The organism is Maribacter algarum (ex Zhang et al. 2020) (assembly GCF_005885635.1).
GTDB classification, from domain to species: domain Bacteria; phylum Bacteroidota; class Bacteroidia; order Flavobacteriales; family Flavobacteriaceae; genus Maribacter_C; species Maribacter_C algarum.
Map to the genome: position 1 here is coordinate 1 of NZ_VATY01000009.1, position 11,195 is coordinate 11,195.

Here is an 11,195-nt window from a genome sequence, read left to right on the forward strand (position 1 = left end):
TCCGCAAAATCTTTGGGATTTTGCTTTTTAGCGGGACAAAGAAAAAAAGAAAACCAAAAGATTTCGCTATGTGCGTGGCGGAAAGCAAACGCTAGTTTGCTCCCGTACTGTTCATAGCTCAACCGTTGTGCTTCATTATGACAAACCGCTAACCTATGATAAAATTCTTTAGAAAAATTAGACAAAAACTGATATCTGAAAATAAGTTCAGTAAATATCTGATTTATGCAATCGGAGAAATTATCCTTGTAGTTATTGGAATTTTAATTGCGTTATCCATTAATAATTGGAATGAAAATATAAAGAATAACAAATTGGAAAGTTTGTTTATTACGAGACTTATAGATGATATAAATGAAGAAATATCATTTATTGATAATTATGTACACTATAACAAGCAAGTCAAGGATTTTACTAACAGAGTACAGCAACACTTCTTAAACCCTGATTTAGCTCTTAAAATGCCCAGTCAAAGTCTTATTAATTTTTACCAAGCAAGTCAGGATATTGATGCGAGACAGCCGGCTTCAACATATAAAGAACTTAATAATTCAGGGCAAATTAATCTCATAAGCAATTACGAACTAAGAACAAGGCTAATAAATTTTTATGAATCAAATTGGTCAAATTCAAACACCGCCAATTATTCAAACAGTTATAGAGAATATTTAAGAAGAAGAATGCCAAATAACATTCAAGAAGAAATTAGAATCAATTGTGGAGACATTGTAATAGAAACAGGGAATAGTTTATCTGTTAAACTTCAAGAAAATTGTCAAATAGATATTGATGAAAAAGAAGCAAAAATTGTCTTAACAAACTTATTGAAGGATTCAGAACTTAAAAATAACCTGAATTATCTTGCAGGTAACATGTATTCAGAACTTACAATGGTAAATTCCATTCAAAGAAGATTAATAGAACTAAAAAAGGAATTAGAACAGCATAAATAAAAATAACGAAAGCACAACAAAACCTATAAACAATACGGGCTTCGGGCTTAAACGAAAGGTTTGTATATTTTTATGATGTCCGCAAAATCTTTGGGATTTTGCTTTAAACGAGGAAAAGAAAAAACAAAACAAAAAGATTTTGCTATGTGCGTGGCGGAAAGCAAACGCCAGTTTGCTCCCGTACTGTTCATAGCTAAACCGTTACCCAACATTTGACATAACATTGAGCATAGTACTTCGAAATATAAATTGGACTAAAAAAAGTGGAATTCTAATTATAGTATTTTGCTTGATTACAATGCTATTGGCACAAATAGTAAAAGAATATCGAGGAACTTGGATTTATAGATATGGAGCACCTACACTATTATTCGCATTTTATGGAGGCGTTTTTCTCTCTTTTATAAATACAACATTCTTATTCATTAAGCACAAATCTAATCTTAAAGATAATCTGATTTGGATTTTTTTAAGTGCAATTCCATTTTTATATATCGGAATAATGATGACAATTGCAATGACAAGAACTATTGATTAAATGAATATAAGTTTTGACCTTGACAGTACATTAATTCCGAACGGAAAGGAATTTGAAACTGAAAATAGAAGCGGAATTGCTAAACTTTTCGGAATTGAGGAAATAAGAAGAGGAACACGTGAATTAATTTCCGATTTGCAGAATCAAGGACACAAAATTCACATTTATACCACATCGTTTCGTAGCAAAAGAAAAATAAGACAGACTTTAAAATATTATGGAATAAAAGTAAACAGAATCGTAAACGAAAAACAAAATCGGAAAATTTTAAAATCTCGGAACATTAACTCATCGAAATTTCCGCCAGCATTTGACTTTGATTTGCATATTGACGATTTAAAAGGAGTTGGAATTGAGAGTGAGAGATTTAATTTTAAAGTAATTATTGTCAAACCGACTGATAAAAATTGGATTGAAAAAATTAAAAACGGAATAAAAAACGTTGGGTAACAACGTGTATAAAACATAGCTAGTAAGTGCTAAACTGAAAGGTTTGTACTTATTTACAAAGACCGCCAAATTTTTAAATTTGGCTTTTAAGATTGATAAATTAAAAACAAAATATAAAAATTAGGCTCTGTGTTTATCCGAAAAGTTAGTATCTTTTTATACGCTACGTTTCATACACAAGACCGTTGTACGCAATTTAACAAATGATAAAAATTTTCTCCAAATTCACCATTTTCCTTCTAATACTCGGTTGCAATTCTGTCGGGAAAGAAAAAAGTAAACTAGAACTTGATAATGATGTTTCAATAAAACTTGAAAAATCTGTCGAGCCAGCACGTCAGGAAAATATGTCTGAAATTGTTAAACACGAAAAAGGAGAGTTGTCTAAAAAACAAACTTTAAAGGAACGTATTAATGGACTCAAATCTGGATGCTTCGACAAATCGATGGATATGATATTTGCAGAGAACGGGAATACAGAAGAAGTTGTGGATTCAAAAACTGAGGACTGGATTTTCGGACTTGAAATAAAAGACAGTTTACAATTTGAACCTGTTGATTTACTTCGACCACTTTGCAAAATGAGTGAAAATGAACAAATTCTTTCTGTAGCCTTTAGCGATTTTGAAGATTACAAAGAAGCTATTCACATTTTCAATTTCAGAAAGTCGGATTTCGAACCAATCTCTAGTTTTATTATTTACTCACAAGGGGGCGATGCAGAACAATTCTGGACTACGACCTATGAAAAAATGGACATCTGGAATTACAAAATAATTGAAGCTGAAGGGCACTATGAATTTGGAGAGGACAAAACTACTTCGATAATAGAAAAGCAAAAATTAAAGGTAATTTCAATTGATGAATCAACAGGGAAATTGAATAAAAAACTCATTGAAACGGAATAAAACTGCGTACAACAAAGCCTAAACGTAATACGGACTTTTGGGCTTAATCGAAAGGTCTGTGTATATTTATGAGGTCGCTAAATCTTATGGATTTAGCTTTGGAACAAAAAAAGAAAAAGCAAAACAATAAGCTTTAGCTACGTCGGTAGACGGAAACGAAAAGTTTCCTTGCCTCCGCACTACGCTTAGCCGAACCGTTGTCATTAATTTTGAAAAATGAAAATTCTCCTAACATTAACTATTGCAATGCTTTTTTTCGCAACAATCCATGCTCAGGATTCTGATAGATGGATCGGAGATGAAGACTATGCCAAAAAAAAACTGGAATTAGCACTCAAAATTCATTATGACCGAAGTAAAATGGACTTCAAACTAATACCTAAAAAGAAAAATGCAATCGATTATGCAGAAGTGATATTGTTTGAGCAATATGGACAAGAACAAATTGAGTTTGAAAAACCATATCAAATTTATCTCATTGACGATTATTGGATAATTTTCGGGACACTTCCGAAAAACTATGCTGGAGGAGTTTTTGAATTAGTAATTGATTCCTGGAATGGAAAAATTATGCGAATGTCACATGGAAAATAAATCATTTGTACTTGCGGAGGTTTGCGCCAATGGACTTACCAATATTATGGAAAATCTAACTCGGACGGAAAAAACTAATGACAACAAAGCCTATAATTAATTGCTTGGGATTTTCCTGCGGAAAATCTAAGCATTTTTACTATGTTTAGGGTGCGACGGGAAATCCTACGGATTTCTTACGCCGCAACTAATCATAGCCCAACCGTTATACGGCATTTAACAATCAAGTTAATGTTGAACTGAGTTCATTTTTATAAAAGAAGTTACATCCTGTTCATATTTCTGCGGCACAAGTTCATCTGCACCTTGATATGCGGTAAAAGCAATATTCTCGCCCCTTCGGACCGTCACTTTTTCTAGAGGGCCTTCAAAAAGTAAATGACCTGCATTTTCGTAAAAAATAAATTGAATCGGATGCCCTTTACTCCGCTGAGAATTCAACCAAGATTCAATTGAAATAGGAGAAGTTGGATACGTTCTTGTCCATACAAAATCAGTGTCCGATTTTCCCGCCCAATTGTCCATTTTACCGAAAAGAATGATTGTCGGAATTTTTAACTCTCCCAATGAATAACCCGTTGCGGCAGGTGCTTCAGAAATAATTCCTCGCACATTTTTATTAATTAACTCATTACCGGCATATAATACCGTTCGACCACCGTTTGAGGCTCCATAAAAAAAGATATTTCGACGATCCCAATTTCCATTTTGTGTCGCATAGGCAACGGCTCCCTTAAACACTTCCCAAATTAGATTTTGCTTGCCTGTATTTGTAACCTTACGAGTAACAAAGTTCCAATCTAAATCATTCATTTCGTAAGCATCGAATGATATAGTTGCGTAACCATTATTACGGAGCATCTCAACTCGTCTTCGATCATCTTCACGAAATCCCGCACCACCATGGGCGTATATAACTAACGGCACTTTATTTTCATCTTCTGGAGTCCATATCTCAACTGATTTATGACTAGGATTGAATTTGGCAAAAGGCTCGAGTGTAGTATACCAACCTCTTGTGTCTACTTGTTTAAGCTTAGCGGTTCTCGATGTCGATTTACAACCAATCAACCCAAAACAAACAAAAAACAATAGGATAAATTTTTCCATTATAATAACTTTAGTGATAATATCTTAAGGACTGGTTTTTTAGAAGCATGTTGCAAATTGCAATCATTTAAGTTCTAATAGGTGTATATATTGCTTTACGATTACATTAAAAACGCCGTATAACAACGTATATAACACATTGCCAAAATTTGGCTAACTTTAAACGCTTCCCTACTAATAAACCTCAGTTTCGGCTGAATAATATAAAACTATAAATATGGCAACGTGCCATATACAAGACCGTTATCTTCAATAGCTCAAAAAATAATAAATCTGTTATGATTTAATGAAAATTAAAACAATAATAAACTTAGTATTCTCAATTATAGTTGGACTGTATTTAGCTTTACATTCAACATTCATATCTGGTATGAATCCTCATTTAGAAAAATTATTATCTGCAGGTATATTCTTGATATGTATTTTAATTATTGTTTCAATTTATACAGAACCAAATAAGAAACTTCAGATAATTCAGGTAATAATTTTAATTTCAGCAATGGCTATTGGGCTTTATTTGCATGCAAAAGCTTCTGATTCAATTAATGGAGAAAATCCTAGAATCTATTATCAAACTGACAAAAATTAAATAATTAAAAATCAATAACTAATGGACATCGCTCGTATGCAAATGTTGCGAATGGACTTCTTAGCTAGTTTGCGCAGATGGACTTTACTCATGTGGAAAAGAGATGGCAATGCAAAAGTTCGTGCTTACTCTGACGTGAAGCTACAGAAGATAACAAAACCTATAAACAATACGGGGCTCGGGCTTAATCATAAGGTTTGCGTATTTTTATGAAGTCCGCAAAATCTTTTGGATTTTGCTCTGGACAGGAAAAAATAAATCAAAACAAAAAGATTTCGCTGTGTGCGTGGCGGAAAGCAAACGCTAGTTTGCTCCCGTACTGTTCATAGCTCAACCGTTAGGGCAAATTTAAAAAAGAGTAATAAAAATAATCACCAAGATTGAAGCAAATGAAAATTACCAGAAACTTACTTTTTATATTTCTTTCCATTTTTATATATTCTTCTGGGCTATTATCTCAAACTAATAAGGAGCAAATATTAGCAGTTAGAAATGCTTCAAATCAAGCTCTTAAGTCATACGATAATGAAAAAGTCCTTTCATATTTGACAGATGATGTGTTAACTACAACTGGTAGTGGGACATTATTATCAGGGAAAAAAGCTCTAGCTGATTATATTATCGATGGTGGAGAAAGTAAAATGTACTGGATACGCGATACTAAAGAAGTCTTAGTTAATGAAAAAAGAGGTTTGGCTTGGGAGAATGGGATTTGGAATGCCTATGACCCTGAAAAAGGCAGTCAGTCCATCATTAATGGGAATTATTCTGCAATGTGGACTAAAGAGTCCGACGGATGGAAAATAAAACCTCAGCTTTTTGTATCTCTGAACTGATAAAAACTTGCCCTAACAATACCTATAATTAATTGCTATGGATTTTCCTGCGGAAAATCTACGCATATTTAGTATGTTTAGTGTGCGGCGGGAAATCCTATGGATTTCTGGCCGCAACTAATCATAGCCGAACCGTTGTGCGTAAGCTGAAAAAATGAAATATATTTTAACATCTTTACTACTATTTATCACTTGCCAAACTGTATTTGGACAGACAGTATTATGCGATGCTGTTATTTACTGGAAATACGACGGAGTAATAAAAATCTACGATGAGCCCAATGGCACGCAACAAATTTCGTTGAAAAATGACATTGAAAACGAAAACTTTGCTAGCCTAAAAATAGTTGAAATAAGAGACAAATTTTATGCCGTAGCGCTAAGTTTAGATGGCATAACTCACTATGGTTGGATTGAAAAGGGAATATATATAGGAGCTTTCATGAAAAATGAAAAGGAATATATGGATTTGACTTTTTATAGTAAACCGAATGATAAGTTATCGGAGGTGATAGAAATAAAAAATTGGAAAGCTAGTTTTGTGACTATCGAGGAATGTGGGCCTGAATGGACTAAGGTTTCTGTTGACTATAATGGAAAACGGATTACTGGATGGATTGAATCTGCAAAACTTTGTGCAAATAATTATTCTACATGCAGTTGAAAAAAAGCCTACGCACAACAAAACCTATAAACAATACGGCCTTCGGGCTTAAACGAAAGGTTTGTGTATTTTTATGAAGTCCGCAAAATCTTTTGGATTTTGCTCCGGACAGGAAAAAATAAATCAAAACAAAAAGATTTCGCTATGTGCGTGGCGGAAAGCAAACGCTGGTTTGCTCCCGTACTGTTCATAGCTCAACCGTTGGCAACAATTAAAAAAAAACGAAAAACGAAAATATTAAATGAAATTAGCTTCAATTGACAACAAAACCAGAGACGGACAATTAGTTGTCGTAAATAAAGAATTAACAAGAGCAGTTAAAGTACCTGAAATAGCAGAAACTATGCAAACTGCAATCGATAATTGGATAGAAACCGAAAGTAAACTACAAAGTGTTTATGAAGACTTAAACACAAATAAATTGTCTAACACGTTTGATTTTTCTTCTGTAAGAGTTTTAGCACCAATTCCAAGAGCTTACCATTGGGCTGATGGAAGTGCTTACGTTACTCACGTTGAACTTGTACGTAAAGCTCGAAACGCAGAATTACCTGAGTCTTTTTGGACTGACCCTTTGATGTATATGGGCGCTTCTGATGCGTTTATTGGAGCAAATGATGATATTGAAATCGAAAATGAAGATTGGGGTATTGATTTTGAATCCGAAGTAGCTGTTATCACAGATGATGTGCCAGCGGGAATAAATTCAAAAGACGCTTTAAATCATATTAAATTGATAACCATTATCAATGATGTTTCTTTAAGAAATTTAATCCCTAACGAACTATCAAAACAATTTGGTTTTTACCAATCAAAACCTTGGACAACATTTGCTCCTGTGGTTGTTACTCCAGACGAATTAAATGGTAGTTGGATTGACGGAAAACTTCATTTACCCTTAGATTCTACCTTAAACGGAAAACTCATTGGGTCCCCAAATGCGGGAATTGATATGACATTTAACTTTGGTCAATTAGTAGCACATGCTTCTAAAACTCGTTCATTAATGGCGGGAACTGTAATAGGTTCTGGTACAGTTGCAAACCAAGGCAGTCCGAATGGCTCAAGTTGTTTAGCTGAAGTTAGATGTTTAGAAATAATAAAAGATGGAAAAGCATCTACGCCATTTATGAGTTTTGAAGATAGAATTGAAGTAGAAATGAAAGACAAAGATGGCAAATCAATTTTTGGAAAAATAAATCAAGTAGTTAAAGAATACAAAAAATAACTGTTGCCAACAAAACCTATAAACAATACGGGCTTCGGGCTTAATCGCAGGGTTTGTGTATTTTTATGAGGTCCGCAAAATCTTTGAGATTTTGCTTTAAACAAGGAAAAGAAAAAACAAAACAAAAAGATTTCACTATGTGCGTGGCGGAAAGCAAACGCTAGTTTGCTCCCGTACTGTTCATAGCTAAACCGTTGGCAAACATTTAGAAAATGAACGAAATAGGAGTTGAAAAAAACGAAGAAGAAGAACTTCCCATACCTCATTTATGGCGGCCAACTTTTAAAGCTATTGTGAGTGCTTTTGTTCAACATGACTACGGACTAAATAACGGATTAAAAAATGTAAGTCCTGTACCGGAAAATACTGCCGTACAAATAAAAGAATACATCGAGGATTACGGACAAGAATTAATTGAACTTCCTGATGAAGCGTGGGACACGTCTGTCTATATATGTTATGGAGAATATTGGAATGTTCTAATTGACCTATTTACTGCGGGTGAAGGACTTAGTGATTTAGTACTTAATGCAGAGGTAAGGGAAATTGACAATGAATATCTGTTTAATATTAGATTGGTTTATGTTCCGTAAATAAAAACGTTTGCCAACAATGCCTAAAATTCATTGCTTGCGGATTTCCTAAACGGAAATCACGCGCAAAAAGCTATCTTTAGGTTCGGCTGGATTGTCCTTCGGACGAATCACAGCAACGAACCTTAGCCGAACCGTTACCTGCAAGCTGAACGAACGACCAGCTGAACAAAACGAAATGAACAGAATAGCAATATTATACCAAGCTCAATTGCCACCCACAAAAGATGGAATTCAAAAACCTATGAAGCCAGGAGGTTATTCTGACAGCGGAGCAGATATTGCATTTGAATTATTGGAAAACAATATTGATGTAGTTACACCTGTTAAAAATCCAAAGCGAAACAATGATAAGGATTGGGTTTTCCCTGATACAATAAAGGGGATTGAACTGGCATTACAAAAGGGTGCAAAAATCTTTTGGCTAAATACAGTTTTATATCAACACCATACTATAGAAAATTATTTTGACCAAGAATTGGAAATTGTAGGACAAACACCTGAATCAGTTGATTTTTATGATGATAAAATGTTTACCAATAGTTTATTGAAATCCAAAAATATTCCCATTCCTAAAAACGAGCTTATCACCATTGAAAATTACAATAATTTATCCCTAGAATTAGCGTTTCCATTGGTTCTTAAACCCATTCGGGGAAGAGGAAGTCAAGGTGTTACTAAAATTGACAATCGCAATGAACTCTTAGAGAATTTAACCAAGTTTTTTTCAGCAAAAAGTTACGGAAACGCAGCTTATGTTGAACAATATTTGAACGGACAGGAAATTACAATTACAGTAATGCCTCAAGGAAATTATGTCATTAATAACAACGAGAAATATTTTAATAGTCCTTGGTGCCTACCTGCGGTCAAACGATTTAATCATAAAGACGGAATCGCACCTTACAATGGAATAGTAGCTGTGATGGAAAATAGTGAGGTTTTGAGCGATAATGAGTTACAGACTACAGAAATTCAAGAAGTGTATGAACATTGTGTTAAATCAGCAGAGTTAATTGGAATTAAAGCACCAATCAGGATAGATTGTAGGGCTAACGAACAAGGAAAATACTTTTTATTTGACCTAAATATGAAACCGAATATGACTGGACCATCAAGAGCTCATAGAAATAACCAAGATAGTCTGACTTTACTTTCTGCTAGAAAAATCGGATGGAATTACTTTAATTTATTGAATAATATTTTAAATCAAAAATGGAAGCCAGCAGGTAACAATGTATAAAAATAATAGCGGTTTAATCGCTAAAACAAAAGTAAATGAATACAAAAAAGGTCTGTGTTAAATCGAAAAGTTAGTACTTGAAAATCCGCTACTATTCTTGTACTAGACCGTTACCTGCAATTATAAAAGAGCTTCCAAATTCAATTTCAATTTATCTTATATTTACAATCTGTTATTGAATTTACACATATCAAAAACTTCTATTTCTAAGACTCCCTAATATTTTTGGGTAAGTCTTTAGTTAAACTATTTCCGCAATATGTGAAATGGAACAGTTGACTGCACCCTATTAAAATCACACTTTTTAATTAAAACAGATTTAATATGAAATCTATCATAGCACTTTTGTGCGCAATTCTCTTGGTGTCTTGTATTCAACAGAACAAGAAGAAATCCAATAAACACATAGAAAACATGAAACATAATAATAAACAAATAGTATTAGACTTTTTTATAAACGCAATCGGAAAAGCAGATTCTACTTACGCTAGCAAAGCCTTAACAAACGATTATATTCAACATAATCCATCAGTAAAATCGGGCAAAGCTGGTTTTCTAGAAATGATTAGTTTTTTGAAACAATTACCCAAGCCTGACAATCCAACAAAACCTTTTATGCGTGCTATTTCTGAAGATAATTATGTCGTGCTCCACTTTGAAGTAGAATTCGCTGGACAAAAGAAAACTGTGCTCGATTTATACAGATTGGACAATGGACTAATTGCTGAGCATTGGGACGCAATTAAGGATAGTTCTCCATCCACAACGAATGGAAATCCAGAAGTTGAGGGACCTAACATGATTGAAAACAAAGAACTTACGAATAAGAATAAGAGCATAGTAGAAAACTATGTCAACAAAGTTTTAGTTACTAGAAATTTTGAACAAATGCCTAATTATTTGAATTCAAATCTAATTCAACATAACCCAGAAATAGACAATGGATTGGTTAGCCTCAAATCGTTTTACAAAGACGTTTCAATTGAAAAAGTTCATCGTATAATTGGCGAAGGGAACTTCGTAGTGACTCAATCAAAAGGTAAAAAAGAAGGAAAGGAATGGGTTTTCTATGATGTTTATCGCCTAGACAAAGGTAAAATAACCGAACATTGGTCAGTCGGACAATTAATTCCGGAAAATATGGCTCATGCAAACGGAATGATTTAAAGTAGCGTAAAAATAACTGCAGGTAACAATGCCTATACTTAATGCGGGCTTAGGTTTTAAAGCCAAGTTCTGTGTATATTTATGAGGTCGCTAAATCTTTGGGATTTAGCTTTGGTCAAAAAAAGAAAAAGCGAAACCCAAAGGTTTAGCTTAGCGCAAGACAGGAAATCCGTCGGATTTCCGCCCCGCACTAAGCATAGCCGAACCGTTACCTGCAAGCTGAAAAATCATTTTTTTATGAAGAAATCTCATCACATTTTAATATTGATTCTTTTAGCTACCGAAATTACGTATGCCTGCTCCTGTCCATTTAGAAAACTAG

12 protein-coding genes are annotated in these 11,195 nt (G+C 33.8%); 11 read left to right on the forward strand and 1 reads right to left on the reverse strand.

Going from position 1 to position 11,195, the window contains the following annotated elements:
• The first annotated feature begins 155 nt into the window (after positions 1 to 155).
• From FEE95_RS21845 to FEE95_RS21860, 4 genes are all read left to right on the forward strand, one after another.
• Positions 156 to 953, forward strand: coding sequence for a DUF6090 family protein (locus FEE95_RS21845; RefSeq protein ID WP_138660179.1), 798 nt, complete (start codon positions 156 to 158; stop codon positions 951 to 953).
• 538 nt (positions 954 to 1,491) lie between these two features.
• Entirely contained in the window at positions 1,492 to 1,941 is a 450-nt protein-coding gene (locus FEE95_RS21850; protein WP_138660180.1) for an HAD family hydrolase, read from the forward strand.
• Positions 1,942 to 2,144: 203 nt separating this feature from the next.
• Positions 2,145 to 2,849, forward strand: coding sequence for a hypothetical protein (locus tag FEE95_RS21855; RefSeq protein WP_138660181.1), 705 nt, complete (start codon positions 2,145 to 2,147; stop codon positions 2,847 to 2,849).
• A 216-nt stretch (positions 2,850 to 3,065) separates the two neighbouring features.
• The gene (locus tag FEE95_RS21860) at positions 3,066 to 3,443 is read left to right on the forward strand and encodes a YbbC/YhhH family protein (RefSeq protein ID WP_138660182.1); all 378 of its coding nucleotides are present in this window, start codon (positions 3,066 to 3,068) and stop codon (positions 3,441 to 3,443) included.
• Positions 3,444 to 3,671: 228 nt separating this feature from the next.
• Here FEE95_RS21860 and FEE95_RS21865 read toward each other — a convergent pair whose 3' ends face one another.
• Positions 3,672 to 4,553: a dienelactone hydrolase family protein gene (locus FEE95_RS21865; protein WP_138660183.1), complete on the reverse strand. Its 882-nt coding sequence runs from the start codon at positions 4,551 to 4,553 to the stop codon at positions 3,672 to 3,674.
• A 286-nt stretch (positions 4,554 to 4,839) separates the two neighbouring features.
• Here FEE95_RS21865 and FEE95_RS21870 point away from each other — a divergent pair, with 286 nt between their 5' ends.
• From FEE95_RS21870 to FEE95_RS21900, 7 genes are all read left to right on the forward strand, one after another.
• A complete protein-coding gene (locus tag FEE95_RS21870) occupies positions 4,840 to 5,142 on the forward strand; it encodes a hypothetical protein (RefSeq protein WP_138660184.1) in 303 nt (100 codons plus the stop codon).
• Positions 5,143 to 5,531: 389 nt separating this feature from the next.
• The gene (locus tag FEE95_RS21875; RefSeq protein WP_138660185.1) at positions 5,532 to 5,978 is read left to right on the forward strand and encodes a YybH family protein; all 447 of its coding nucleotides are present in this window, start codon (positions 5,532 to 5,534) and stop codon (positions 5,976 to 5,978) included.
• A 154-nt stretch (positions 5,979 to 6,132) separates the two neighbouring features.
• On the forward strand, positions 6,133 to 6,642 hold the full coding sequence (locus FEE95_RS21880) for a hypothetical protein (RefSeq protein ID WP_138660186.1): 510 nt from the start codon (positions 6,133 to 6,135) through the stop codon (positions 6,640 to 6,642).
• Positions 6,643 to 6,883: 241 nt separating this feature from the next.
• Positions 6,884 to 7,870 carry a fumarylacetoacetate hydrolase family protein gene (locus tag FEE95_RS21885; RefSeq protein ID WP_138660187.1) on the forward strand — a complete coding sequence of 329 codons (987 nt, stop codon included), beginning with the start codon at positions 6,884 to 6,886 and terminating at the stop codon, positions 7,868 to 7,870.
• A 212-nt stretch (positions 7,871 to 8,082) separates the two neighbouring features.
• Complete coding sequence (locus FEE95_RS21890) at positions 8,083 to 8,463, forward strand: DUF7668 domain-containing protein (protein ID WP_138660188.1); 381 nt, start codon at positions 8,083 to 8,085, stop codon at positions 8,461 to 8,463.
• 178 nt (positions 8,464 to 8,641) lie between these two features.
• Positions 8,642 to 9,706 (forward strand): ATP-grasp domain-containing protein, encoded by a 1,065-nt coding sequence (locus FEE95_RS21895; RefSeq protein ID WP_138660189.1) that lies wholly within the window; start codon positions 8,642 to 8,644, stop codon positions 9,704 to 9,706.
• Between the two features lie 324 nt (positions 9,707 to 10,030).
• Positions 10,031 to 10,873, forward strand: a complete 843-nt coding sequence (locus tag FEE95_RS21900) for a nuclear transport factor 2 family protein (RefSeq protein ID WP_138660190.1) — start codon at positions 10,031 to 10,033, stop codon at positions 10,871 to 10,873.
• Positions 10,874 to 11,195: the final 322 nt, after the last annotated feature.

Bases quoted from the DNA above. Each gene is read 5' to 3' on its own strand.
- FEE95_RS21845 (WP_138660179.1), top strand. From the start codon at position 156: ATGATAAAATTCTTTAGAAAAATTAGACAAAAACTGATATCTGAAAAT.
- FEE95_RS21850 (WP_138660180.1), top strand. From the start codon at position 1,492: ATGAATATAAGTTTTGACCTTGACAGTACATTAATTCCGAACGGAAAG.
- FEE95_RS21855 (WP_138660181.1), top strand. From the start codon at position 2,145: ATGATAAAAATTTTCTCCAAATTCACCATTTTCCTTCTAATACTCGGT.
- FEE95_RS21860 (WP_138660182.1), top strand. From the start codon at position 3,066: ATGAAAATTCTCCTAACATTAACTATTGCAATGCTTTTTTTCGCAACA.
- FEE95_RS21865 (WP_138660183.1), bottom strand. From the start codon at position 4,553: ATGGAAAAATTTATCCTATTGTTTTTTGTTTGTTTTGGGTTGATTGGT.
- FEE95_RS21870 (WP_138660184.1), top strand. From the start codon at position 4,840: ATGAAAATTAAAACAATAATAAACTTAGTATTCTCAATTATAGTTGGA.
- FEE95_RS21875 (WP_138660185.1), top strand. From the start codon at position 5,532: ATGAAAATTACCAGAAACTTACTTTTTATATTTCTTTCCATTTTTATA.
- FEE95_RS21880 (WP_138660186.1), top strand. From the start codon at position 6,133: ATGAAATATATTTTAACATCTTTACTACTATTTATCACTTGCCAAACT.
- FEE95_RS21885 (WP_138660187.1), top strand. From the start codon at position 6,884: ATGAAATTAGCTTCAATTGACAACAAAACCAGAGACGGACAATTAGTT.
- FEE95_RS21890 (WP_138660188.1), top strand. From the start codon at position 8,083: ATGAACGAAATAGGAGTTGAAAAAAACGAAGAAGAAGAACTTCCCATA.
- FEE95_RS21895 (WP_138660189.1), top strand. From the start codon at position 8,642: ATGAACAGAATAGCAATATTATACCAAGCTCAATTGCCACCCACAAAA.
- FEE95_RS21900 (WP_138660190.1), top strand. From the start codon at position 10,031: ATGAAATCTATCATAGCACTTTTGTGCGCAATTCTCTTGGTGTCTTGT.